Below are 26,043 nucleotides of genomic sequence, written 5' to 3'. Positions count from 1 at the left end.
GCGTGCGCCCGGGCTGCACCGAAGCGGACCGACCGGTCCGTTCGTGCCCGGCCGCTGAGCGCAGCGGCCTCACAGAGGTGGGGAGAAGGTCTGTTTGCTGCGGATACAGATTCTTCAACCTGCTGATATAAAAAGAGAAACCGGCGAATTCGCCAATGTCTGGGAAGCGCCTGGTACGGCCTTTGCGTTATCGCTTTCACACAAACCTGTGAGGACGTACGCAATGCCCAACGCCGCGAGTCGCTTTGTAGGTCGCTTCACCCTTCCCCTCTCCCTGGCAACCGCGCTGGCAGCCGCAACGGCGCTGCCCGCTCAGGCCCAGACCACGCTACGCATCGGCATGACTGCTGCGGACATTCCCCTGACCCATGGCCAGCCCGACCAGGGCTACGAGGGTAATCGTTTCACCGGTATTCCGATCTACGACTCGCTGGTCCAGTGGGACCTGTCCCAGGGCGAGAAGCCCGCCGCGCTGGTGCCGGGGCTCGCCACCGAGTGGCAGGTCAACCCGGACGATCACACCAAATGGACCTTCAGCCTGCGCGAAGGCGTGACCTTCCACGACGGCACGCCGTTCAATGCCGACGCGGTGGTCTGGAACATCGGCAAGGTGCTGGACAAGGAAGCGCCCCACTATGACCCGTCACAGATCGGCAATACCGTGTCGCGGATGCCGACCCTGCGCAGCGCGACCAAGATCGACGACCACACCGTCGAACTGACCACCTCCGAGCCCGACGCCTTCCTGCCGTACAACCTGACCAACCTGTTCATGGTCTCCCCCAGCGCCTGGCAGAAGGATTTCGACGCGGTGCCCGCCTCGGTGACCGACCCGGCGGCGCGCAGCAAGCAAGCCTGGACCGCCTTCGCTGCCCACGCGGTAGGCAGCGGCCCGTTCAAGCTCGAACGCCTGGTGCCGCGCCAGCAACTGCGTCTGGCGAAGAACCCGGACTACTGGAACCCGGCACGGGTGCCGAAGATCGACAACGTGGTTCTGTTGCCGCTGCCCGAGGCGAACGCCCGCACCGCGGCGCTGCTGTCCGGCCAGGTCGACTGGATCGAGGCGCCGGCGCCCGACGCCGTCGAGCAGATCAAGAGTCGCGGCTTCGTTATCTATTCCAACGCCCAGCCGCACCTCTGGCCCTGGCAGTTCTCCTTCCTGCCCGGCTCGCCCTGGCTGGACAAGAAGGTGCGCCACGCCGCCAACCTGTGCCTGAACCGGTCCGAACTCAAGGCGTTTCTCGGCGGCTACATGGAAGAGGCCACCGGCACCTATGAGGAGGGCTCTCCGTGGCGTGGCAACCCCAGCTTCCAGATCAAGTACGACCCCGATGCCGCACGCAAGCTGATGACCGAGGCGGGTTTCAGCCAGAGCAAGCCGGTCAAGGTGCGTGTGCAGACCTCAGCCTCGGGCTCCGGCCAGATGCAGCCGCTGCCGATGAACGAGTACATCCAGCAGAGCCTGCGCGAGTGCTATTTCGACGTGGCCCTCGACGTGACCGAGTGGAACACGCTGTTCACCAACTGGCGCCTCGGCGCGAAGGACCCGGCTGCCCAGGGCGCTAATGCGATCAACGTCAGCGCCGCGGTGATGGACCCGTACTTCGGCATGGTGCGTTTCGCCAGCTCCAAGGCTTTCCCGCCGGTGTCGAACAACTGGGGCTTCTTCAGCGATCCGAAGCTCGATGCGCTGATCGAGAAGGCTCGCAACGCCTTCGATCCGGACGAAATGGATGCCGCGGCGGCCGAACTGCACGCGACCCTGGTCGACGAAACGCCGTTCCTCTGGGTGGCGCATGACGTCGGTCCGCGGGCGATTTCGCCGAAAGTGAAAGGGGTGGTGCAGCCGCAGAGCTGGTTCATCGACCTGGCCACCATGTCGATGGAGTGAGGAAAGCCAATGGGCGCCTATGTCGTACGCCGGCTGTTGCTGGCGATCCCCATCATGCTCGGCGTCGCGCTGGTGTGCTTCATGCTCGTGCACCTGGCGCCGGGTGATCCGCTGGTCTCGGTGTTGCCACCGGACGCCTCCCAGGAATTGCGCGCGCAGATGATCGCCGCCTACGGCTTCGACAAACCGCTGCCGGTGCAATTCTTCCACTGGCTGTGGCACGCGGTGCAGGGCGACCTGGGCACCTCGATCGCCACCAGCCGGCCGGTCTTCACCGAGGTGATGACCGCGGCGATCAACTCGTTGCGTCTGGCGGCATTGGCGACCCTGATCGGGTTCTTCTTTGGTTGCCTGTTCGGCTTCGTCGCCGGCTACTTCCAGGACACCTGGGTGGACAAGCTGGCCTCGGCGTTCTCGGTGTTCGGCGTCAGCGTGCCGCATTACTGGCTGGGCATGCTGCTGGTGATCGTCTTCGCCTCGCAGCTCTACTGGTTGCCGGCCACCGGCGGCGGTCCGATGGGTGCCGAAGGCTGGGCCTGGGACTGGGATCACCTGCAGTTCATGGTGCTCCCGGCGATCACCCTGTCGGTGATTCCCACCGGCATCATCGCGCGCACGGTGCGGGCGCTGGTGGCCGACACCCTGGGCCAGGAGTTCATCGTCGGCCTGCGCGCCAAGGGCATGACCGACTACGCGATCTTCTGGCACGTGGTGAAGAACGCCGCGCCCACCGCCCTGGCGGTGATGGGCCTGCAGCTCGGCTACCTGATGGGCGGCTCGATCCTGGTGGAGACGGTGTTCGCCTGGCCCGGTACCGGGCTGTTGCTGAACTCGGCGATCTTCCAGCGCGATCTGCCGCTGCTGCAGGGGACCATCTGGGTGCTGGCGCTGTTCTTCGTGCTGCTCAATCTTGGGGTGGACATCCTCCAGACCCTGCTCGACCCACGGATCAAGAGGGCATGAAGATGACCGCAGATCTTGGCCATAACGTCGCGCCCCCGATCCAGACCTCGCCCGGCTACTGGACATCGGTGGGGGCACGGCTCGTCCGCGACCCCATCGCGCTGCTGGTCGGCGCGGTGATCCTGGCGTTGGTGGCGATGGCGCTGTTCGGCAGTTGGCTGGCGCCTTCCGATCCTTATGCCACCTCGATGTTCAAGCGCCTGCAGGCGATCGGCACGCCGGGCTATCCGCTGGGTTCGGACGAGCTGGGGCGCGACATGCTCTCGCGGCTGATCCTCGGGGCGCGGTTGTCGCTGTTCATGGGTATCACCCCGGTGCTGCTGGCGTTCGTCATCGGCAGTGCGATCGGCATCGTCGCCGGTTACGCCGGTGGGCTGACCAACACCCTGATCATGCGCACCGTGGACGTGTTCTACGCCTTCCCGTCGGTGCTGCTGGCCATCGCGTTGTCCGGCGCGATGGGGGCGGGCATCGACAACGCGTTGCTGTCGCTGACCCTGGTGTTCGTCCCGCAGATCGCCCGGGTCGCCGAAAGCGTCACCACCCAGGTGCGCAACCGCGATTACATCGAGGCGGCGCGGGCCTCGGGCGCCAGCGCCTTCACCATCATCCGCACCCAGGTGCTGGGCAACGTGCTGGGGCCGATCTTCGTCTTCGCCACGGGGCTGATCTCGGTGTCGATGATCCTCGCCTCGGGGCTTTCGTTCCTCGGTCTCGGCGTGCGGCCGCCGGAGCCGGAATGGGGGCTGATGCTCAACACCCTGCGCACCGCGATCTACACCCAGCCCTGGGTGGCGGCGCTGCCGGGGTTGATGATCTTCATCACCTCGATCTCCTTCAACATCCTGGCCGACCGCCTGCGGGCCGCCATGGCCATTCGGAGCTGACCGATGACCGTCAACGCGAAAAGCAAACGTGACCTGGGCGGGCCGGCGCAGCCGCTGCTGACCGTCAAGGAGCTGGTCAGGCATTTTCCGGTCAAGGGAACACTGGGCCGCAAGGCGGTGGTACGCGCCGTCGACAACATCAGCTTCAAGGTACTCAAGGGCGAGACGCTGGGCGTGGTCGGTGAGTCCGGCTGCGGCAAATCCACCACGGCGAGGCTGCTGATGCAGTTGATCGAGCAGGACAGCGGCGAGCTGATCTTCGACGCCGCGGCGGTCGGCTCACATCAGCTGCCGCTGCGCGAATTCCGCCGGCAGGTGCAGATGGTCTTCCAGGACAGCTATTCCTCGCTCAACCCGCGCCTGACCATCGAGCAGTCGGTGGCCTTCGGGCCGAAGGTCCACGGCGTGTCGGGCAAGGACTCGCTGGCCCGCGCCCGCGACCTGCTGGCGCGCGTCGGCCTGGAACCCTCGCGCTTCGCCGGGCGCTATCCCCACGAACTCTCCGGCGGCCAGCGCCAGCGGGTCAATATTGCCCGGGCGCTAGCGCTCGAGCCGCGCCTGGTGATCCTCGACGAGGCGGTGTCGGCGCTGGACAAGTCGGTCGAGGCCCAGGTGCTCAATCTGCTGCTGGACCTCAAGCAGAGCCTGGACCTGACCTACGTGTTCATCAGCCACGACCTGCACGTGGTGCGCTACCTGTCGGACCGCATCCTGGTGATGTACCTGGGCGAGGTGGTGGAAGTCGGCCCGGCCGAAGCGCTGTTCACCGGCGCCTGCCACCCCTATACCCGGGCGCTGCTGAGCTCGATGCCTTCGATGGACCCTGACCGGCGCACCGAATCTTCACCCCTGAGCGGCGATCCGCCGAGCCCGATCGATCCGCCTGCCGGCTGTCGTTTCCATACCCGCTGCCCGCATGCCGAGCCGGTCTGCAGCACGCGCAAGCCGCCGTTGCAGCCGACCGGCGAGGCGCATGTCGCGGCCTGCCTGATGGTGGTGCCTGGCGGCGGTCATTCCTGCAGTCCGCCGGCCGAACGGCTGGCCAAGGAGGCCTGATGAACGCAGCAGAGCATGCAACGCCGCAGCCCATGGTCGCGGTCAGCGACTTGCACGTGCGCTTTTCCAGTGGCGGCAAGGTCATCGAGGCGGTCAATGGCGTAAGCCTCCAGGTGGGGAAGGGGGAGGTGGTCGCGCTGATCGGGGAATCCGGATCGGGCAAGAGCGTTACCCTGCGTTCGCTGATGCGCCTGCATCCGGAGCGCAGCACCCGCATCGACGGGCGCATCGAGATAGCCGGGCGCGACGTCATGGCGCTGTCGAAGAAAGACCTGAGCGCCTTTCGCGGGCCGGTGACGTCGATGATCTTCCAGGAGCCGCTGCTGGCCTTCGACCCGGTCTATACCGTGGGTCAGCAGATCATCGAGAGCGTGCGCCGCCATCGCGGTCTGTCCCGCCAGGCGGCGCGCGACGTAGCCCTTGAGTCGCTGCGCAGCGTACGCATTCCAAGCCCCGAGCAGCGCCTGGACGCCTACCCCCACGAGATGTCCGGCGGGATGCGCCAAAGGGCGATGATCGCCCTGGCGCTGGCCTGTCAGCCGCAGCTCTTGCTCGCCGACGAGCCGACCACCGCGCTGGATGCCACGGTGCAGATCCAGATCCTCATTCTCCTGCGCGAGCTGCAGCGCGAGCTCGGGCTGTCGATCATCTTCGTCACCCACGACATCGGCGCAGCGGTCGAAGTGGCCGACCGGGTGGCGGTTATGTACGGCGGGCGTATCGTCGAGGAGGCGCCCCTGGGCGAACTCCTGCGCAACCCCTGCCACCCCTACAGCGTCGCGCTGCTCAACGCCCGGCCGCAGGGCGGGCTGCGCCGTGGCGAGCGGCTGGAGACCATCGCCGGCTCGCCGCCGGACCTGAGCCGACTGCCGCCGGGCTGCGCCTTCGCCTCGCGCTGCAAGCATGCCGGGGAAGCCTGCCTGGCGGGCGTGCCGGCGCGGGTGCAGGTCGGCAGCGAGCATTTCGTCAGTTGCCACCTGTTCGAACCCACCACCGATCAGGGAGCCGCACCATGTCCGACTACCCCTTCGCACTGATGCCCTATCCCTTCGTGGCCCTCGACCACGCACCGCAGGGCCCGCTCGCCGGGCTCAGTTTTGCGGTCAAGGACCTGTTCGACGTGGCCGGCTACCCGACCGCGGGCGGCAACCCGCACCTGCTCGCGATGTCCGGGGTCAAGACCCGCACCGCACCGACCGTGCAGCGGCTGCTCGATGCCGGCGCGCGGATGGTGGGCAAGGCCCACACCAACGAGATGGCATTCTCCATGAGCGGCAAGAATGCCCACTTCGGCACGCCGGTGAACGGCGCCGCGCCCGAGCGGATTCCCGGCGGCTCCTCGTCCGGCTCGGCCTCGGCGGTGTCCAACGGCCTCTGCGATTTCGCCCTGGGCACCGACACCGGCGGTTCGGTGCGCACGCCGGCGAGCTATTGCGGGCTCTACGGCCTTCGCCCGACCCACGGCCGGGTGTCGCTGGAAGACTGCCAGGCGCTGTGTGAAAGCATGGACACCTGCGGCTATTTCACCCGCAGCGCGGCGGTGTTCGAAGCGGTCGGCGCGTGCCTGCTGGGCGAGGACGCCAGGCCCTTGTATGCGCCCGAGCTGATACGCATCCCGGCGCTTTTCGCGCTGTTGCCCGAGGCCTCGCAGGCGGCGCTGGAAACGGCGCTGCAGCGTATCGAGGCGCGCTGCGGGGCGCTCGCCTGCGTGGAGGCCGAGCTGCCGTCGCTGGACGAGGCCTATTGGGCGTTCCGTTACATCCAGGGCCGCGAGGCCTGGCAGGCACAAGGCGAGACCATCGAGCGCCATGGCCTGCAGCTGGGGCCGGACGTGGCGGCGCGCTTTCTCTGGTCGAGCCAGGTGAGCGACAAGGACGTCACCTGGGCGATCGGCTTTCGCGAGCAGATGCGCCGGCAGATGGACGAGCTGCTCGGCGACCGGGTGCTGGTGCTGCCCACCGTGCCGGACGTGGCGCCGCTGCTCAGTGCCCGTGACGAAGAAATCGAGCATACGCGCCAGCTCTCGCACTATCTGCTGTGCATCGCCGTGCTCTGCGGGCTACCGCAGGTGACGCTGCCCCTTGCCATCAAGGATGGTGCGCCGCTGGGGATCTCGCTGATGGCCAGGGCCGGATCGGACCTGAGCCTGGTCCGGCTCGCCGCACGGATAGGAGGTTGAAATGGAACGTCCTCTACGGCCTTGGGTGAGGGGCTTGAAAGGTTTGCTGATGGCGCTGCTGGCCGCGATGGCGCGCTCCCATGGTGGTCCGGGTGTCGGCACTGCGCTGGTCGGTGTACCGGGCGAGCCTAGGCGCTAGGCCCGGCTCTCTCGCCAGGGCTTGCTGGCCGGTCGCTCGGGGTGTGCTTTCGCGCGCTTCGGTCCCGTAATGATGTAGTCAGCCCTTAAAGTCGATGTGCCGCGCCGGTGCGGTTGCCCGGCGGCCTGCTGCGGGTCGTCCGGCTCTAAGCGCATCGGCGCCATCATGCGTCTGGTAAATCGTTAACCGGATATCTGTTCTGTTTATCTCCTGGCCGCTGGCGGACGGCAGCCAAATCGAGGCGCGCGTCTGGTGCGCAGTGAGCGACGCGCTTGGTATCCCATGGCCGATTGGCGCCAGAAAGAATTGGTCACGTATTGGTCGTCTGGCTAACGACCATTCGTATGTTAGGGTCGCGCTTCATGCCATTCCTGGCCAATTGGCGATCGCGAATATGAGCAAGACGGCGCCACCCCAAGCATCCGGCAAAGCGCCCGCGCAGGCGAAGAAGCGCACTCGTCTCACGCCGGACGTTCGTCGCCAGCAGATTTTGGATGCGGCGCTGGCGGAATTCAGTGCGGTCGGTTTCCAGGGCGCTACGGTCGAGAAGATCGCGCAGCGCGTAGGGCTGACCAAGGCGGGGCTGTACGCGCATTTCAAAAGCAAGGACGCGATTTTCGATGAGCTGTTGGCCAGCAGGATGTTCTCGCCTTCCTTGCCCAGCCACTGGCAATGGTCCGAAGGGGCTTCTTTGGATGAGACCGTGGATCGATATCTGGATACGGTCTATTCATTCGTCCGCAACCCACAGACGCAGGCGATTTTTCGATTGCTGATTTCCGAGTCCGGTCGATCGCCCGAACGCGTGCGTCACTGGCATGAGCAGCTTTTCCAGCCCCATGCCTCACGTCGGCAAGGCGAGCTGGACGAGTGCGTGGCCAAGGGCGTGGTGCCAGAAAACGTCATCTCCAGGAAGTTCGCGCTCGCCTCGGCCCCGGCGCTGCTGGCGATGGTCACCCAGCTGTTGGTAGGCGGGCAGGCCGCCGAGGATGAAGTCGCCGAGATCCGCGAGGCACATCGCATGATGCTATTGACTCTGTTTACCCCAAAAGGCGCTTGATGATCGCTTGTCGTTCCCGTCTCCCTGCATCTCTCGCGACCGTGACCGTCTTGGCCCTCTTGGCGAGCGGCTGCGCGAGCGTGCAGCCGGAGCCTGCACAGACCCCGTTTCAGTTGCCCCCCGAATTCATCGCCTCGTCCTCCACGGGCTATTCGTCCGTGGATGGCTGGTGGCGGACGTTCGGCGATTCGCAGCTCGATGCGTTCGTGGAGACCGCACTGGAGAAAAATCCGGGGCTGGCTCAGGCGTTGGCGCGTTCACGCATGGCCGAAGCCCAGGTTCGTCTGAGCCGGGGGGATCAGCTGCCGCAGATCGGCCTGGGCGTCGGCGCCTCCCGGCAACGGCAGAACATGCCCGACCTCACGGGGCAGAACGCCGCGGTCATCGGCAACAATTACGATGCGGGCTTGGACGTGAGCTGGGAGCTGGACCTGTGGGGACGGCTCTCGGCCCTCACGGCATCGGCGCGGGCCGACTATCTCGCCAGCACCGAGCAGCTGCGCGGCGTACGGCAGTCGGTCGCCGCGCAGGCGGTTCAGCTGTATTTCGACATCGTGCACGCGCAAGCCCAGGTCGACCTGTCCCGGCGTACCGTCGCCGCCCTGGACGAGATGGCGCGACAGATCAACAACCGCGTGGCGGTCGGAATCGCGTCGCCGGCGGACGGCATGCTCGCCACCGCCAATCTGGAATCGGCTCGGGCCGGACTCGAACAGCGCCTGGAAACCCTCGAGCGCAGCCTGCGGCAGTTGCAGGTGCTGATGGGCGACTATCCCTCCGGCAGCGTACCCACCGCGATGGCGCTGCCCGACGTGCCGCCCGCACCGCCTGCCGGTATCCCCGCCGATCTGCTGGCCCGTCGCCCCGACGTACGCGCGGCGGAGCTGACACTATTGAGCGCCGGTTACCAGCTGGGCGCGGCGCAGCGCTCGTTCCTGCCGTCGCTGTCGTTGACCGGGTCGGCGGGCTACAGCGCCAGCGCATTCTCGGACCTGTTCAATAGCGCCAACCTGGCCTGGTCCATCGCCGGACGAGTCCTGCAGCCGGTCTTCCAGGGCGGGCGGCTGGTCGCCCAGGTGGACATTTCCGAAGGCCTGCGCGACGAAGCGCTGCATGCCTATGCCGAAACGGCGCTCGGCGCGCTGGCCGAAGTCGAAAGCGCGCTGGCGGTCGATACGCTGCTGACGCGCCGCGAGGCCGCGCTGGAGGCCTCGGCCAGTTCGGCCGAGGAGGCGGTGACGGTCTCCTTCAATCGCTACCGGCAGGGCATCGATCCGTTCCTCAACGTGCTGGAAAGCCAGCAACGCGCGCTCGACGGCCGCAGCGCGCAGATCAGCGCGCGCTATGCCCGCCTGGAGAACCGCATCGCGCTGCACCTGGCACTGGGGGGCGGGTTCGAGGCCACCCTGCCACCTGCCGAATCCACCCCGGCGTCATCGCCTTCGCCTACCACTCCATAAAAGACGACCCTCCATGAGCAAACATCGTATTACGGCCTTTGGCGTTGTCATCCTGTTGGGGCTGATGGGTTGCGGCGACAGGTCCGAACCTACCGAGGGGAATGGCGGTTCGTCTCCCTCCGATCAATCGAAAAACGCCGCAGGTGGCACGCCACCGGTCAGCGTCAATGTCGAAGCCGTGGAGCGGCGGCGGATACAGGGCTGGGTCTATGGCCAGGGCACGGCGCGTTCGAGGCAGCGCGAATTCCTCACCTTCACGCAGCAAGGCGTGGTGTCCCACGTCGATGAGCACCTGCGCGTCGGCATGCCCGTGAAGGCCGGGCAGCTGATCGCGCATCAGGCACCGGAGCGCGTCACGGCGGACCTGCAGGCGGCCAGGGCTTCGCTGGCCGAAGCACAGGCCAACCTCACCCTGGCCAACGTGACCCAGCAGCGATACGAGCGGCTGCTCGAACAGCGCTCGGCCTCGCGGCAGGAACTGGACGAGGCGATCGTGCAGGTAGAACAGGCCAAGGCTGCCCGCGACAGCGCGCGTGCCGAGCTTGCGCAAGCGCAGCTGAGCGTGGACGAGTCGCGGCTGGTCTCGCCCATGGACGGCGTTCTGGCCCGGCTCAACATCGAGAAGGGCCGGTATTTCATGCCCAGTACGGTACAGACTGATACCGAGCAGAACGCCTTGCGCACGGTGCCGGCGATGGTCATTGATCCGCGCCGTTTCGAGGTGAGAGTGGACATACCGTCCTACGACTACCGCCAGCTCAAGACCGAGGCCCGCGCGCTGATCGGTGAAAACGCCTCGGTGTCGGCGCAGAGCATCGATCCCGAGCGCCGTGACGGCGTGGTGGAAGGCCAGGTCTATGCGATCAGCCCTTCGCTGGACCCCGAGACCCGTACATTCCAGGTCATCATCCATACCCAGGACGAGGATCCCGGCCTGCAGGATGGGGAGTTCGTCGCGGTATGGATCGCCGATCAGGCCGTTGAGGATGCGCTGGTCGTGCCGCTGGAAGCGCTGCGTTTTCGCAACGATCAATCCTTCGTGTTCGTCGTCGACGAGCAGACCAACAAGGTCACCGAACGGCGTGTCGAGCTGGGCCGGCAGTCGGGCGATTACCGTGCGGTGACCGCCGGCGTGGAAGGGGGCGAGCTGGTAGTCACCGATGGCCGCGCGGCCCTGCACGACGGGCAGCCGGTGCGCATCCTGCAACGTGGCGAGAACATGCCATGAGCCTGGGCAGAGACGATGACGAGCAGCGCCGGCCCTTGCCCGACGCGGTGAGCGAATCCGCGCGACTCGGCTCCCATGAAGTGCGCAACGCCCATCCCCTGGCGCGCTTCTTCTTCCTGCAGCCCATTTTCGGCATCCTGCTGATGGTCACGCTGGCCTTGGGCGGCGTGATGGCCTACACGCAGCTGGTCAAGGAATCCCTGCCGGACCTGAACATCCCCCAGGCGACCATCACCACCACCTGGCCGGGCGCCGACCCGCAGACCATGGAGGAACAGGTCACCGACGTCATCGAGGACGAGGTCACGACGCTGCAGGGTGTGCGACGGGTCGAGAGTGCCTCGTTCGATTCCTTTTCGATCATCTCCGTCGAGTTCGACGCCTCCGCGGACCCGCTGGACGCCATGACGCGGCTGCGCGCGGCGGTCGCCGATGCCGAGGCCGACCTGCCGGCCGACGTCGAGCGTCCGGCCATCGCCCAGGCGTCCGTGGACGACCGGCCGATCTTCACCTTCACGCTGCATGGCGACGCCGGGTCGGCGGTCATGAACGAGCAGGCGCGGCGGATTCGCGACACGCTCGAACGCGTGTCCGGTGTGAACGAAGTGAACATCGGCGGCGAGCGCGAGGAGATCGTGCAGATACTGCTGCGCCCCGAGCGGCTGCTGGCGCTGGGCTTGTCGCCGGCCGCCGTACGCAACGCCGTGCAGCAGGCCAACATCGAGCAACCCTTCGGCGAGATTCGCAGCGACAGCATTGGCGCCGTGGTGCGTCTGGAAGGACGCTTTCGTGACGTGGACGATTTGCGCGCGCTGCCTGTGACCCGCAGCGGCCCGGGGCGCGCCATACGGCTCGACGAGATCGCGTCGGTGCATCGCATGCAGGAAACGGAAAAGACGCGCGCTTTCTTTGCCGAGCAGGGCGGCGACTTCGAGCCATCGCTGGAAATGTCCGTGCGCAAGTCGCCGGGGGCCGATACGGTCACGCTGGTGGAGGCGCTTCGCGCGACCCTGGCGCAGATGGAGGGCGCGGGCGACTGGCCGGCGGGCCTGGAATACACCGTCACGCAGGACGAGGCGACGCAGATCTGGGAGGCGCTGTCGGAAGTGTTCGTCAGCGCCCTGCAGACCATGGGCATCGTGTTCGCCATCCTGTTGCTGACCATCGCCTGGCGCGAGGCGATCGTGGCGGGCCTGTCGGTTCCGGTCACCTTCGCCGGGGTGCTGCTGTGCATCATGGTGATGGGCTATTCGCTCAACGAGCTGGTGGTCATCGGCATGGTGATCGCGCTGGTGATGATCATCGACGTGTTCATCCTGCTCATGGAAGGCCTGCATGACGAGATCTACGTCCAGGGCAAGACTTTCGGCCAGGGCGTGCTGGCCACGGTCAAGCGTTACGCGATGCCGGCCTTCGCCGCGCAGCTGACCACCATCCTGGCGCTGGCGCCGCTCATGTCGATCGGCGGCACGATCGGCGCGTTCATCCGGGTACTGCCTACCACGATCGTCATTTGCCTGGTCCTATCGTTCATCGTGGCCATGCTGTGTTCGCTGCCGCTGTCCCGGGCGCTGCTGGGCAAACAGCGGCGCTCGGACAATCCGAAGCACCAGGGCGCCTCCGACCGCGTGACGCAATGGGCCGTGAACGGGCTGGAAAGCTGGAACGGCCGTTGGGTGGTCCGCTCGCGCAAGCTGGCGTGGCTGTGGGTATTGGGCGGCGTCGGGCTGTTCGTGCTGGCGATGGTGGCCTTCACCCAGGCACGGATAGAGCTGTTTCCGCCCAGCGATGGCGAGCGCCTGGGCATCAACATCGAACTGCCACCCACCGCGCAGCTCGCCACCTCGCAGCAGGTGGCGGACGAGGTGGGTGAACTGCTGCAAGACAAGCCCTACTTCCAGAGCGTCGTGAAGCTGGTTGGCCTGAAGAGCCCCTTCGCCGGTGGCTCGACGGCGTCCGCGCTGCAGCCGAGCGAGGCAGAGAACTTCATCGGCTTCTCGGCCATCTTCCGTCCGCGCGACGAGCGTGACGCGGACTCCCATGTCCTGGCCGACGAACTGCGTCGGGAGCTGTCCGCCTACCTTCAGGAACACGTGGCCGCCGCACAATTGCTGGTGGTGCCCGAGGGCAGCGGGCCGACCTCGGGCGATCCGATCGAGATCCAGCTGCTGGGCGCTGACATGGACCAGTTGCAGGTGTTTTCCCGCCAGGTGCAGGCGCTGCTGTCCGGTATCGACGGCGTGGTCGACGTGCGCGACAACATCGGCATGCTCAAGCCACAGATGGCCCTGCGGCCCAACCGCGAAGCCGCCGACTTCTTCGGCATCTCCCAGGAAGACCTCGCCTCGCAGGTTCGTATCGCCTTCAGCTCCGACATCATCGGTACCTTCATCACCGCCAGCGGCATGGACAACATCGACATCCGCCTGGGGACCGAATGGCCGAGCCGTCCCGGCGAGGCGGGCGGCCCGCGCAATACCGAAGAGCTGTCCCGCGTACGGGCTTTCACCGACAGCGGCACCTCCATTGCGCTGAACCAGCTGCTGACGCCAGTTCAATCCGAAGCGGCCATCGCCATCTCCCACAGCAATGGTGAGCGCGCGCTCACGGTCATGGCCAAGAACGAAGGGCGCACCGTGGGTGAAGTCATGGCTGAAGTCATGCCACAGCTGATCGAACTGCAGCAGGAGTGGCCGGCCGGCTACCGTGCCATTGTCGGCGGCGAGTCCGCCGACACCGCGGAGACCTTCACCTCGGCGCTGATCGCCATGCTCATCGCGGTGGTGCTGATCGTGGGCGTGCTGGTCATCGTGCTCAGCAGCTTCCGCCAGGCCTTCATCATCTTCGCCACCATGCCCCTGGCCATCGTCGGCGCGGCGTTGGGCTTCTGGGCCTTCGACATCACCTTTTCGTTCTTCGCGATGATCGGCCTGGTGTCGCTGATCGGCATCGCCATCAACAACGGCATCATCATGGTCGACACCATGAACGGCTACCTCAAGGAGGGGATGAGCATCAACGCAGCGGCTGCGGCCGGTTCAGCGCGTCGACTGCGGCCGTTGCTGACCACCGCCATCACCACCGTCGTCGGGTTGGTACCGCTGGCCATCAGCAGCGCGTTCTATCGCCCGCTGACCCTGGTGATCATCTTCGGCCTGATCTCCGTGTCGGTCCTGGCGCTGTTCGTCGTGCCGGCGCTGTATCTGGTGCTCACGCCAGCGGATGCCGGGCAGGAGAAGTCTCTGGATTGAGTTTTTCTGAGGGGCGGGGATTCGAAGGGGATGGTGCCGTCTGGCGTGCGTAAAACGCTCTTTATCCTGGTTCTCTCCCGGAGGGAGCGAGGGGAGCGTGCAGATGTTGGCGTGGCAACGTTGGGGGCGAAGAGGCGAAGGCCATCCGCTGGCCACGATCCTTCCTGAAGGGAGTGCGTTTGGTGCGCGCCTGACTCGCAGACCTCGCGGTTAGAACTTGAACCGATTCAACAGGTCGTTAAGCTCAACGGCCAGCCGCGACAGGTCCTGGCTGGCGGCATTGGTCTGGCTCGCGCCGGCGGAGCTGTGGGCGGCCAGATCGCGGATGTTGACCAGGTTGCGGTCGACCTCGCGTGCCACCTGGGCCTGTTCTTCCGAGGCGCTGGCGATCACCAGGTTGCGTTCGCTGATCTGGCTGATGGCTTCGGTGATTTCCTGCAGTGCCTGGCCTGCCGCTTCCGCGATACGGAGCGTGGCGGTGGCGCGTTCGGTGCTCGCATCCATCGACGCCTTGGCCTGGTCGGCCCCCGTGCGGATATTGCCGATCATCTGCTCGATTTCCAGCGTCGATTGCTGCGTACGGTGAGCCAGGGCGCGGACTTCGTCGGCCACGACCGCAAAGCCCCGACCGGCATCCCCCGCACGCGCGGCTTCGATCGCGGCGTTCAAGGCGAGCAGGTTGGTCTGCTCGGCGATCGAGCGGATGACATCGAGCACCTTGCTGATGTCATGCACCTTGTCGGCCAGATCTTTGACCTGCACCGAGGTACCGCCTATTTCGCCGGCGAGCTGGGAAATCGAGTTGACCGTCCCGTTGACCTGCTCCTGGCCCTTCTTCGCATTGGTGTCCGAAGCTTTCGACGCTTCGGACGTACTGACCGCGTTACGCGCGACCTCGTCCACCGCGGCGGTCATTTCGTTGACCGCGGTGGCGGCCTGTTCCAGCTCGTTGTTCTGCTGTTCGAGCCCGCGTGCCGAATCCTCGGTGATCACGTTCAGCTCTTCGGCGGCCGACGCCAGTTGATCCGAAGACTGCGCAATTCGCTCCAGCGTCTCACGAAGCTTGGCCTGCATCGTCTTGAGTGCGGTCAGCAGCAGGGCCGGTTCGTCACGGCCTTCGATGTCGATCTCCTTGCTCAGATCGCCCGAGGCGACCGTCTCCGCGACGGATACCGCGAGGCGAAGCGGCTGCACGATGCTGCGGGTCAGCAGGTACGCGAGGATCACGGTCAGCATCGCAGCGGCCAGGAGCACACCCACGACCACGGTGATGGAAAACTCGTAAGCCTCCGCCGATTTCTTTCCAGAGTCAGCTGCACCGGCTTTGTTGATATCGACGAGCTTGTCGAGCTCAGTGCCAAGCTGGTCGGAGAGCGTCGCGTACTTCGAGCCCAACAGCGTCTGGATTTCGCCGATACGGTCCTGTTCGGAGAGCGACAGGAGCTGCTGGTTCACCTGGAAGTAATCGTTCAGCGCTTTGTCGAACACGCGGTACTGTGCCCGCTCGCTATCATCGGAGATCAAACCCTCATAGCGGAGTACCACGTCCTTGAGCTGCTGGGCCAAGTCGTTCGAACGCCTCACGCTCTGCGCAAGGACTCCAGGGTCGCGATCGACCAGTATCCGGAGCGAAACGATACGCATGCGGAGCACGTTTTCGTTCATGTCGGCAAGCGCTTCGTAGCTCGGCAGGCGGTTGTCTGTCATGTCCAGCGTGGCCATCCGGATGCTCTTCATCTGCAGTAGCGCAAAAGCGCCCAGTGCCAGGACGAGCAGTGCAACTATTGAAAAGCTGAAAGCTGATCGGGATGCGATTTTGTATTGCCTGAGCACGATTAGTCACTCTTGGGTGCAGGGAGGGAGGGCAGGCGTGCTTCGCTGCTCGCTTGCGTCGCGCGGCGTATCGACTGAAACGTGATGCGCTTCAATGCCGCCTGTCGGGAATGCGGTCGACTCGTTACAGGTTGTCTTCGAGATATTCCCGCAAACCGCCGCTGGCCTGTTCTGCGCGGTATGTGATCTCGTTATGATGCAAAATTAATATCGTGAATTTTTAGTCAGCTTGAATCCATCCATTTGGCGCTCCACGGTCTCAACGATGAAGCAGACGAAACGGACTCCCATGAAGGGGACGGCCCGTCTCATCCCTGACGTTCATCAACGTTTCCTGCAAGTGAGCGGTCGCCGAGGTATCCGCCAGCTGTCGCTGTTCGAATTTACCGACCCGCCGTCCTCGCCATGAGCCACAGCGCTCGGCTCTCCGGCTGGATGGAAGGCAAGCCGGTGACGATCATCGAGGATGGGTGAGCTGAACAGCCTGAGCCGCTACAACATTTCCTCCGACGAGTTTTTCATGGAGCTGCGCCAGCAGAGCAGGCGGCTGTAGAGCCCTTACGGGGTGGATGTCACCCCTTCCGGTACGTAGATCATCCGCCCGTCATTCAGGCGGTAGGTGATGCCGGCCTTGGCGCCCTGGCCCTCGCCGATCTCGCCGCTCGACTCATACTGGGTGAGCTCCTGGCCTTCCTTGACCAGCATCCGCATGTTCGCCTCTCCCGGGTTCTTGATCACCATCACGCGTTCCTGGGTGAAGGGGTTGAGCGGGTTCTGCACGATGACGATCAGCAGAATGCCGATCACCACCAGGAACAGGTCGATCAGGTTGACCACCGAAAGAAGTGGATCATCGTCGTCGTCATGGTCGAGAAAGCGCATCAGAGCACCGCTCCGGCGCGCTCGATCGCCCGCAGTTCCTGCAACAGCCAGCGGCGTCGCACGGTGAGGACGAAGAAGGTGATGCTCGAGGCGATGAGGGCGAGGATCACGGAGGAAAAGGCGACCACCAGATTCTCGCCGATGCCTTTCGCGTCGCTCTGGGTCAATGCCAGCAGTGCCGGGCCCATGGGAATCATGGTGGCCACCAGCCCGAGCATCGGCGTGCTGCGCGAGGTCACCCGCAGCCATTCCAGGCGTTGCATGATCCAGAGCTCGAGGTCATCGCTGGTGCCGCCGCTGGCTGCCTGGTGGGCGGCGAGCACCGAGCGGTAGCGGCCGCTGCGGCGCTGCCAGGCTTCCATGGCGAAGCTGCCCAGGGCGATGAAGGCATAGGCCAGCGCCGCCAGGATCAGCAGCAGGACGGGCACGAGGAAGATGCGGGTGAGTTCGTAAAGGCTGGTTTCAAGTACGTTCATGGGGCTCGGTTCGCTTGTTCAAGTTCATTTTTTTCAGGAGGCTGGGCAGGCGCGCCGGTTGGCCCGGAGCTGCCGCAGGGCGCCGGCCAGCAGGCAGGCCACCAGGACCGCGATGCCGAGCAGAAGCCGCCAGGGATTCGGCGCCTCGTCTGGCTCATCGACCACTTGCTGCATCACCTGGCCGCGTACCGTCTCGGCTGCGGCGGTGCTGTCGTCGGGGGAGGGGGGCGTGTCGGCATTCGGGGTCGTGTCCGGCGCGAGGCCGTAGCCGGCGGCCATCTGTTCGATGAATTCGCGGGTGACCGGCTCGCCGCCGTCCGCGCCGTGTTCACCGGTGAGCGTCTGCCAGCGTTCGGCCAGTTCCCGGCGGGTCTGGTCCGACGCGTCCCAGTAGCCCTTGCGAATCGCCTCGGCCATGCGCTCGATCAGCTGCGCCTGTGCTGTGGGGTTGTGCGCCTCGAACCACTCATCGAGGCCGAGCTCGCGCTGGTCCATCACGAAGGTGTCGTGCAGGGCCTGCCATTGATCGGCGCGGACCATGCTGCGATCGGCGGCCTGCCAGCCCCAGAGGTTGTTCGCGACGTTGAGCACCTCCAGCGTTCCCGCGTAGCCCTCCTGCTGCATCGCAGCGATCCACTGCGGGTTCAGGTAGCGGCTGCGCAGCTCGCCGGCGAGATAGTTGGCGGCGCCCTCCGTTCGGGGTTCGGCCTTGCGCAGGTCGGAGATGTAGAGCGACGGGTTCGCGCCATCGAGGTGGCGAACCGCGAGCGACAGCCCTCCGAGAAACTCGAACGGATGGTCGGTCGACAGCACGCCGTTGAGTTCGCTGGAGCGGGCCATGACGGCAGCCTGGACGCCTTTGAGCTGTTCGGCGAACAGGTTCTGCCCCTCTATCTTCTCGCCCCAGTTGTCGCTGCCGTAGCCGTACTGCAGGCGTGACAGAAACTGCTCGGCCAGATCCGACTCGCTGTCCCAGCGTGTCGAATCGAGGGTCAGTTGGGAGACGCCGGTACCGTAATCGCCGGGCTCGTTGCCGAATATCCGCAGCTGTGACAGGCGCTCGGCACGGGCGTCGCCGATACCCTGATCTCGCAGCCGCCGGGCCACCGCGCGGCTGTTCGAAGCCAGCGCATTGCCTGGCTCGTCGAGTACCGCCAGGCGTTCCACCGCGTCGGCCAACAGGCGCATGAAGCCGTCGAACTGGTCGCGGTAGACGCTGGTGACCTGGATCACGACGTCGATCCGGGGTCTGCCGAGTTCGGCCGCCGGGACGATCTCCAGGGAACGCACCCGTCCTCCTTCGTCCCAGACCGGCCGCACGCCCAGCGCATGCAGCACCTGGCTTTCGAGGATGCCCAGGTGACGCATGGCTTCGGAGGACCACAGGCTGAACGCGAGCTTTTCCGGCCGTGCGCCGTCGTGCTCGTCGCGGTAGCGGGCGATCAGCTGTTCCAGCGCCTTGCCGCCTGCCTCGTAGGCCGCGCGGGTCGGCAGCTTGTCCGCCTCGAAGGCGTAGAGATTACGGCCGCTGGGCACCTCCGGATTGCGTACCGGATCGCCGCCGGGGCCGGGTGCGACGAAACCGCCGGCCAGCCCCGCCAGCAGGGCTTCCATTTCGCCCGGGTCGGCGAGCCATGCATCGAGCATGCGGGCCCGTCCGATCTGCTCGCGCAGCGGGATATCGGTGATCGACTCCAGGTTTTCCCCGTCGCGCAAATAGCGCTGCAGGGTGCGGTAGGGAAGGCTCGCCTCGAGCCCGGCGAAATCCTCGGCCAGGGGTTCGTCGTCACCGATTCCCAACGCCTCGCGATAGGGCTCGCCCAGCTGCTGCAGCACCGTGGCCAGGCGATGTTCGGGCGAAGCCGGTTCGCCAAAGGTGTGCAGGCCGAGCGGCAGGTTGGCCTCGGCCACGGCGTGAAGGTGGTCGTGCAATGCCTGCAGGAAGGCTTCGGGTTCGGCCCGCATCCGCGCCTCGTCCCAGCCCAGATCGCCGGTCAGTCCGCTCTGCAAGGCCGCCTGGCGAATGCTTTCGGTGGTCTTCTCCCGCACTGCACCTTCATCGAGCTGTTGGTACTCATGGATGAGCGCGTGCAGGTCGCGCAGCTCGTCATACAGCCCGGCAGGGGCGAAGGGGGGGGTCTGGTGGCTGATGATGACGGCACGGCCACGGCGGCGCGCCTGGATGGCCTCGCCGATGTTGTCTTGGATATAGGGGTAGAACACCGGCAGGTCGCCCAGCGCCAGGAAGGGGTAATCGCTCGCGGCCAGGCCACGGTCCTTGCCCGGCAGCCATTCCTGGGTGCCGTGGGTGCCGAAATGGATGAGCGCGTTGGCCTCGAAACCTTCGCGCACCGCTTGATAGGCGGCCAGGTAAAGGTGATCCGGCGGGACCTTGCTGTCGTGATAGCCCTCGCCAGGCCGGCCAGCACGGGGCGGTTGCGGTAGCAGCAACAGCTTGCCCAGGCGCGCGGCCGGGATGACGAACCGGGCCAGCCCATCGACCTGGCGCAAGGCCCAATGGTCGCCCGGCTCGCCCCAGCGCTCGAGCAGGGCCTGGCGACTCGGCTCGGGCAACTGATCCAGCCATCGCTCGTAGTCCGCGAGGGACAGGGTCACCGCCAGGCCGTCTTCGAGCAGGCTATCGAGCGATTCGGGCCGGTAGTAACCGCCAAGCAGGCGCTGCGCGATCTCGATCAGTTCCGGCTCATTCCTCTTCGGTACGTCATAGCCGGCCTGCTGCAGTGCGGTCGTGAGATGGGCGAGGCTGCGGGGGACGTTGAGGTTCGAGGCAGCCAGGTTCTTGTCGCCGTCCGGATGATTCCAGAACATCAGCGCCAGGTGCTTGTCGGCGGGTGCCAACCGACGCAGCCGGACGAGGCTGGCGACCTTGTGCAGCAGCGCGTCCACCTGTTCCGGAATCGGCATGGGCTCGCCGTTTTCCACGGCTGCGATCACCAGCGGATCGGTCATGCCCCAGCTTTCCGGGACCGCCAGCAGTGTCGCGGTGGTGCGAGGAGAAACGCCGCTGGATGAGGCCTGCCATTGCGCCCGATCGCCTTCGCGAAAGGTCAGCGTCGACAGCACCGGAATGTTCAGCGCAAGGAATTCCGCCTGTCGTGCCGGGCCGTTCTGCATATGCTGAAGGTTGACCAGTACGTCGCTGCGCGCAGGTGTCAGGATCCTGGTCAGCGCGTCAGGCTCCCGATCATCCATCCAGAACGCCATGGGCGCCTGCCCCAGTGCTTCGCTACGCGTGATCAGCGCGTCGATCAGCCGTAGCTGGTCATCGACGAGGGCGCCCCGGTGGATGGCGAACGCTACCCGGGGCGCGTCCGGCGCCCAGCGCTCGGCGGCCCAGGCCAGATACTCATCGACGTCATCGAAGGGCTTCTGCGCCGCGGGGTGGTAGAAGCCGATCTTGCCAAGTTCGGTGGGCAAGGGGACCGCGTCGGCGGAGGTGCCGTCGTGCCAGGCCCGCAGATAGGCGAACAGATGGCGCAGGTTGCGTTCACCACCGTTGGCGTAATAGGCGATCAGGCGCCTGGCCACTGGACCGGGCAGATTGCCGAAAGCAGGCGGACCGCCCCCGATCCGGATCCACGGCGTGTTGCCTGCCGCGATCAGCTCACCGAAGGTTTGCTGCACGGCAGCCAGGTCGGCCGGGCGCGGTGTATCCAGGATGAAAAGGCCGGGGACGGTGGTGTCCGGACGTGCTTCGGTCGTGTAGCCCCGGGTGGCCGAAAGCGTGACGCCGGATGCTGCCGCCCAGGTCGCAAGGCGGTCGAGCTTGCCTTGCAGGACGAAGTCGGTGGTCAGCACTTGTACATGCAGCGCGTCCGGGACTGGCGAGTCGGCGGACGCACCCGTCCCCCAGCCGGCCAGCGCCAGGAGCGCCAGGCCGGCTCGAATCACTTTGCGCATGTCAGAAACTCAGGCTCACGCCAAGGTGGTAGGTCCGCCCCGGCTCGGCGAATGTGAAGTTGTCCGAGGTATCGCTGAAATCCTCGTCGGTGAGGTTTTCGATACCGCCGCGGATGCTGAGGCTGTCGGTGATGCGCTGGGTCAGTTCCAGATGCCACAGGCTGTAGGCCGGCACCGAGTTGGCGGTGTTGCTGGAATAGGTCAGTTGGCTGCCGACGTATTCGCCCCGTACCTGGGCGGTGAACGCGGCGGTGGGTGTCCACTGCAGCCGGGTGTTGGCCAGGTGGCGGGCGCGATCGCCCAGCCGCCGGTCGGCGCTACGGTCGATGGCGTCGAGGTAGGTGTAGTTCAGGTCCCAGCGCAGGTCGGCCGGCAGGTCGAGGCCGCCGCCCAGTTCCAGCCCGCGAATGCGCGCCTTGTCGACGTTTTCGTAGTTGCGCACTTCGCGGCCGCGAATACCGCAGCTCGATACGCACACCGTCTGGATCAGGCCGCGCACGTTGTTCTGGAACAGCCCGGCAGTAAGCGACCAGCCGTCGGCCTGGTAGTCCGCGTTGAGCTCATAGGTGGTGTTGATCTCCGGCTCGAGTTCGGGGTTGCCGTAGATGGTGAACATCCCTCCGCCGCCGATGGCCGAATAGCCCGGCGAGAGCTGCTTGAGCGTCGCTGCCTTGAACCCGCGGCCCCCGCCGCCCTTGATCGTCAGCGCATCGTTCACGTGGTGGACCAGGTAGGCGCGCGGGCTGTTGTGCCAGCCGAATTGCTCATGACGGTCGAAGCGGTTGCCCAGTACCAGCGACCAGGCGGGGTCGAATTCGATTTCGTCCTGCAGGAACAGGGCGCGGTGGATGATCTGGGCCTCACCGGTCGTGAATCCGCCGTCTTCCAACTGCTCCTTGCGCCATTCACCACCGAAGGTAAATAGATGCGCGTCGGCCAGCGGCACGCTGAGGCTGCCATCGACGATGTCGTCGGTAAGTTCCTGACGCGGCGAGGTCGGGACCACGCCATTGGTGTAGCGGTTGGTGCGCTCCAGCGTGTTGCGGTAGGCGCGCAGGCTGCTGCGGCCCCAGGACCAGTCGCCACTGTGAGCCACGGAAAATCGCTCGCGCTCGATACGGTCACTGGACTCGTAGTCTCTCCCTGCCGCGCCTGCGCTGCGGGTATTGCGCCAGCGATCTTCCAGGCCGTTCGCGTAACTGAAGTCGACCCGCTGCGCCGTATCGGGGGTCCAGCTCAGGGTCATCTCCCCACTGTCGGCGTCGCGGCCCTCGATCTCCGATTGCGTGGCGTTGCCGTGCAACGGCGTTTCCTGGCGCCGCCGTGTCTCGCCGCTCAAGGAAAGCCCGAGCACGCCGGGCACGAGCGGGCCGCCGGCGTAGACGCCCAGCTGATGGGTCTGGCCGCCTCGACCATCCTCCCGCACGCCGCCGTTGATCTGCGCCGCGCCATGCCAGGCGTCCGTCGCACGTCGCGTGATGACGTTGACCACGCCGCCGAGCGCCTCGGAGCCGTAAAGCGAAGACATCGGGCCGCGAATCACCTCGATGCGCTCGATGGCCTCCACTGGCACCCAGCCCAGATCGAAGTCGGCGTGCGCGACGGCACCTGCTGCCGTGTTGATGCGCTGCCCGTTCACCAGCACCAGGGTGTGCTCGCTATCCATCCCGCGGATGCTGACTCCACGGCGTGTCATGCCGATCCCGGTGAACTGCAGCCCGGGCGTTCCGCGCAGTGCATCTTCCAGATCCTGAACGGGCCGCATGCTCAGTTCCTCGCGGCTGATGACGGTGACGCTCGCCGGCGCGTCGCTCAGTTGTCGTGCTGTAGAGGTGGCTGTGATGACCGTGGGTTCGAGATCCAGCGCCTTTTCGAAGCCGAGGGCCGTCAGGGGCAGCAGGGCAAGGGTGGGCAGCAATCGGGCGGGTGTGCGGACGGTGCTTAGGCGGGTACTGCGGGACATCGAAACGTCTTCCGTGGCTTGGATAGGCGCGATTGGCGCAAAAAAAACGATCCGCTCGGCTATCGGAGCGGACCGTTCGGTGTCGTTGAAAAGAAGGTCACTTCGTCGTGGCGAATCCGGCGAAGCGCTTGTTGAAGCCGGCGATGCGGCCTTCTGCCGTGGTTTGGCGCTGTTTGCCGGTGTAGACCGGATGCGAGGCGCTGGACACGTCGAGCACGACGTAAGGGTAGGTATTGCCGTCGGTGTGCTGGTGCGTACGGTCGGTCTCGACGGTCGAGCCGATCAGGAAATAGGCGTCCGCGGCGGTGTCATGGAACAGCACGGGGCGATAGTTGGGATGAATGCTCGGTTTCATAAGCGACTCCTCCAATGTTCAGGGCGGCGGTGGCCGGCACGTTGCTGAGTCATACGTTATATCATAACAATCCGGCTCGCGAGTAGCGGCTTTCCGGCGCCGCCTGTACCCACCGTTCTGCCGGGGCCGGGGCCGGGGCGGTGGGGCCTCTATCACGGGCCGGACCGATGAGCATCACCTCGTCCCCGGCCGGCAGCTTAAGCTGTGACGCGAACCGGCTGTCACCTTTGCCGCCCGGAAAAGCCCACTGCCGGGGAGCGATCGGGCCCTGCGCCAGTCGAAAAACGAGCATCTACCCACACAGTGCAAGCAGCGAGAGAGCGATGAGCCGAACCCGTGGCGTCCTTCTATGGTTCTTGGGCATTCTTGCGGTGCTGGTCGTGGCGCTGATCGCCTTCCTAGCCACCTACGACTGGAACCGGCTCAAGCCCACCCTCAACGAGCGGGTGTCCGACACCCTCGGCCGGCCGTTCGCCATCCAGGGCCACCTCGATGTGCGCTGGCAGCGCGACCGCGAAGCGCCCGGCTGGCGCGCCTGGTTCCCCCATCCGACCCTGACCGCCGAAGACATCACCCTGGGCAACGCCGAGTGGGGCAAGGCGCCGTATTTCGTCCACCTCGACAGCGTCGCGGCGGAACTGCGTCCGCTGGCGCTGTTGGGCAAGCGCGTCAGCATCCCGGCCATTACTCTGGGTGGACCTTCCGCGCACATCGAGCGGCTCGACGACGGCCGCGCCAACTGGACCTTCGAAAAACTGGCCGCCAGCGACGAGGCCGAAGACGAGAAGCCCTCCGCTTGGGTGCTGGACATCGGCACCATCGGCTTCGACAAGGGCAGTGTCGGCCTCGACGATCAGGTTCTGCGCGCGCAGGTGCAATTGAACGTCACCCCGCTGGGCGAGCCGGTGCCCTACAGCCAGATTCTGGCGGCGGCCCAGGGTGAGGGAACGGAAGAGGGGCAGGCGCAAGCTGCGGCGACCCAGGACTACGCCTTCGCCTGGAATGCCGAGGGCCGCTACGGCGGCCAGCCGGTGTCCGGCGAGGGTAGGGTGGGCGGCCTGCTGGCGCTGCAGGACGCGGCGCAGCCGTTCCCGCTGCAGGTCGACCTGCGCGCCGGCAAGACCCGGGTAACGGTGGAGGGCACGCTGAGCGATCCGCGTAACCTCGGCGTGCTGGATCTGCGTCTGCGTCTGTCCGGCGACAGCCTGGGCAACCTCTACCCATTGATCGGCGTGACCCTGCCCGATACCGGTGCCTATTCCACCGATGGCCGCCTGCGTGCCGACCTGCAGGACCCGGGCGGCGCCTCGTTTCTCTACGAGGGTTTCAACGGTCGTATCGGCGGCAGCGATATCAGTGGCGATCTCGCCTATGTCGCCCTCGAACCGCGCCCCAAGCTGACCGGTGAGCTGACCTCCAACCAGCTGCGTTTCGCCGACCTGGCACCGTTGATCGGCGCCGATTCGGAGCAGTCCAGGCAGGCGCGCGGCGCGACCGGCAAGCAACCGGCGGGCAGGGCGCTGCCGATGGAGGAGTTTCGTACCGACCGCTGGCGCGACATGGACGCCGATGTGCGTTTCGTCGGCCGGCACATCGTCCACGATGAGGCCTTGCCTATTCAGGACCTGAACGCCCACGTGGTGCTCGCCGACGGCGTATTGACCCTGCAGCCACTGAGCTTCGGCCTGGCCGGCGGGCGTCTGGAAACCAACCTGCGCCTGGATGGCCAGCGCACGCCCCTGGCCGGGCGGGTGCGGCTGGAGGCCAGTTCGCTCAAATTGCGGCGGCTGTTTCCCTCGGTCGAGACCATGCAGAAGAGCCTGGGCGAGCTCAATGGCAACGCCGACATCCAGGGCACCGGCAATTCGGTGGCTGCGCTGCTCGGCAGCGCCAACGGCGAGCTGCGCCTGCTGATGAACGACGGCACCGTCAGCCGTAGCCTGATGGAACTGGCCGGCCTGAACGTCGGCAACTATCTGGTCGGCCGTCTGTTCGGCGACGAGGACGTGCAGATCAATTGTGCGGTGGTCGACCTGGGGATGAAGAACGGCCTGGCCGAGCCCCGGCTGTTCGTGCTGGACACCGAGAACGCGGTGATCAACGTCACCGGTCAGGTCAATTTCCAGAACGAAAACATCAACCTGGACATCGTGCCGCGTTCCAAGGGCATCCGCATCATCTCGCTGCGCTCGCCGCTGTACGTCCGGGGCACTCTGAAGGATCCCCGTCCGGGCGTGCATGCCGGCCCGCTGGCGCTGCGCGGTGCGGGCATGATCGTACTGGGTGCCACCGTCGGCCCGGCCGCCGGCCTGCTGGCCCTGGTCGCGCCCAGCGGCGGGCAGGCGGACCAGTGCGGGCCATTGCTGGAGCAGGTGAAAAGGCTGCCTGAACGTTAGGTGAAGCCGCCGCGAGGCACCGGCGGCCGCGAATGAAGCGGCGACGGATACTCGAGGCTGCTGAGATTTCGCCAAGCCCAGCGGGGGCGTAGCCGTGAAGCGA

General features: G+C 66.0%; 18 protein-coding genes and 1 pseudogene. 13 read left to right on the top strand and 6 right to left on the bottom strand.

The features are described 5' to 3' along the window. Positions 1–223: 223 nt before the first annotated feature. The 11 genes from G7026_RS18550 (at position 224) to G7026_RS18500 (ending at position 14,114) form a co-directional block, all read left to right on the top strand. Positions 224–1,891: an ABC transporter substrate-binding protein gene (locus G7026_RS18550; RefSeq protein WP_181072392.1), complete on the top strand. Its 1,668-nt coding sequence runs from the start codon at positions 224–226 to the stop codon at positions 1,889–1,891. 9 nt (positions 1,892–1,900) lie between these two features. Then, the gene (locus G7026_RS18545; protein WP_181072391.1) at positions 1,901–2,854 is read left to right on the top strand and encodes an ABC transporter permease; all 954 of its coding nucleotides are present in this window, start codon (positions 1,901–1,903) and stop codon (positions 2,852–2,854) included. Then, positions 2,851–3,741, top strand: a complete 891-nt coding sequence (locus G7026_RS18540) for an ABC transporter permease (protein ID WP_181072390.1) — start codon at positions 2,851–2,853, stop codon at positions 3,739–3,741. The genes G7026_RS18545 and G7026_RS18540 overlap by 4 nt, the downstream gene beginning before the upstream one ends. A 3-nt stretch (positions 3,742–3,744) precedes the next feature. Beyond that, a complete protein-coding gene (locus tag G7026_RS18535; RefSeq protein WP_181072389.1) occupies positions 3,745–4,797 on the top strand; it encodes an ABC transporter ATP-binding protein in 1,053 nt (350 codons plus the stop codon). Beyond that, complete coding sequence (locus tag G7026_RS18530) at positions 4,797–5,834, top strand: ABC transporter ATP-binding protein (RefSeq protein ID WP_219858500.1); 1,038 nt, start codon at positions 4,797–4,799, stop codon at positions 5,832–5,834. Before G7026_RS18535 ends, G7026_RS18530 begins: the two co-directional genes overlap by 1 nt. Further along, positions 5,810–6,976, top strand: coding sequence for an amidase (locus G7026_RS18525; RefSeq protein ID WP_181072388.1), 1,167 nt, complete (start codon positions 5,810–5,812; stop codon positions 6,974–6,976). The genes G7026_RS18530 and G7026_RS18525 overlap by 25 nt, the downstream gene beginning before the upstream one ends. A 1-nt stretch (position 6,977) precedes the next feature. Further along, a complete protein-coding gene (locus tag G7026_RS18520) occupies positions 6,978–7,115 on the top strand; it encodes a hypothetical protein (RefSeq protein ID WP_181072387.1) in 138 nt (45 codons plus the stop codon). A 394-nt stretch (positions 7,116–7,509) separates the two neighbouring features. Then, a complete protein-coding gene (locus G7026_RS18515; RefSeq protein WP_181072386.1) occupies positions 7,510–8,175 on the top strand; it encodes a TetR/AcrR family transcriptional regulator in 666 nt (221 codons plus the stop codon). A 50-nt stretch (positions 8,176–8,225) separates the two neighbouring features. Further along, the gene (locus G7026_RS18510) at positions 8,226–9,635 is read left to right on the top strand and encodes an efflux transporter outer membrane subunit (protein WP_181072385.1); all 1,410 of its coding nucleotides are present in this window, start codon (positions 8,226–8,228) and stop codon (positions 9,633–9,635) included. Between the two features lie 13 nt (positions 9,636–9,648). Beyond that, positions 9,649–10,863 (top strand): efflux RND transporter periplasmic adaptor subunit, encoded by a 1,215-nt coding sequence (locus tag G7026_RS18505; protein WP_181072384.1) that lies wholly within the window; start codon positions 9,649–9,651, stop codon positions 10,861–10,863. Beyond that, positions 10,860–14,114, top strand: a complete 3,255-nt coding sequence (locus G7026_RS18500; RefSeq protein ID WP_181072383.1) for an efflux RND transporter permease subunit — start codon at positions 10,860–10,862, stop codon at positions 14,112–14,114. Before G7026_RS18505 ends, G7026_RS18500 begins: the two co-directional genes overlap by 4 nt. Before the next feature lie 210 nt (positions 14,115–14,324). Here the strand turns inward: G7026_RS18500 and G7026_RS18495 are convergent, their stop codons facing one another. Beyond that, entirely contained in the window at positions 14,325–15,950 is a 1,626-nt protein-coding gene (locus G7026_RS18495; protein ID WP_375138216.1) for a methyl-accepting chemotaxis protein, read from the bottom strand. A gap of 328 nt (positions 15,951–16,278) precedes the next feature. Between G7026_RS18495 and G7026_RS22680 the strand changes: the two are divergent. Further along, positions 16,279–16,485: pseudogene (locus G7026_RS22680) on the top strand (DUF421 domain-containing protein); the annotation flags it as partial. Positions 16,486–16,505: 20 nt separating this feature from the next. On the opposite strand, the gene G7026_RS18490 reads toward G7026_RS22680, so the two are convergent. From G7026_RS18490 to G7026_RS18470, 5 genes are all read right to left on the bottom strand, one after another. Then, positions 16,506–16,829: a DUF2149 domain-containing protein gene (locus G7026_RS18490; RefSeq protein WP_181072381.1), complete on the bottom strand. Its 324-nt coding sequence runs from the start codon at positions 16,827–16,829 to the stop codon at positions 16,506–16,508. Beyond that, positions 16,829–17,305 carry a MotA/TolQ/ExbB proton channel family protein gene (locus tag G7026_RS18485; protein ID WP_181072380.1) on the bottom strand — a complete coding sequence of 159 codons (477 nt, stop codon included), beginning with the start codon at positions 17,303–17,305 and terminating at the stop codon, positions 16,829–16,831. The genes G7026_RS18490 and G7026_RS18485 overlap by 1 nt, the downstream gene beginning before the upstream one ends. A gap of 33 nt (positions 17,306–17,338) precedes the next feature. After that, entirely contained in the window at positions 17,339–21,226 is a 3,888-nt protein-coding gene (gene cobN, locus G7026_RS18480; protein ID WP_181072379.1) for a cobaltochelatase subunit CobN, read from the bottom strand. Position 21,227: 1 nt separating this feature from the next. Continuing rightward, positions 21,228–23,189, bottom strand: coding sequence for a TonB-dependent receptor domain-containing protein (locus G7026_RS18475; RefSeq protein WP_181072378.1), 1,962 nt, complete (start codon positions 23,187–23,189; stop codon positions 21,228–21,230). 97 nt (positions 23,190–23,286) lie between these two features. Then, positions 23,287–23,544 carry a type B 50S ribosomal protein L31 gene (locus tag G7026_RS18470; RefSeq protein ID WP_181072377.1) on the bottom strand — a complete coding sequence of 86 codons (258 nt, stop codon included), beginning with the start codon at positions 23,542–23,544 and terminating at the stop codon, positions 23,287–23,289. Between the two features lie 323 nt (positions 23,545–23,867). Here G7026_RS18470 and G7026_RS18465 point away from each other — a divergent pair, with 323 nt between their 5' ends. Next, positions 23,868–25,940, top strand: a complete 2,073-nt coding sequence (locus tag G7026_RS18465; protein ID WP_181072376.1) for an AsmA family protein — start codon at positions 23,868–23,870, stop codon at positions 25,938–25,940. Positions 25,941–26,043: the final 103 nt, after the last annotated feature.

The sequence above is a fragment of the Stutzerimonas azotifigens genome (assembly GCF_013522725.1).
Classification (GTDB): Bacteria; Pseudomonadota; Gammaproteobacteria; order Pseudomonadales; family Pseudomonadaceae; genus Stutzerimonas; species Stutzerimonas azotifigens_A.
The sequence above is the reverse complement of the archived record's forward strand: the minus strand, read 5'-3'. Positions and strand labels throughout refer to the sequence as shown.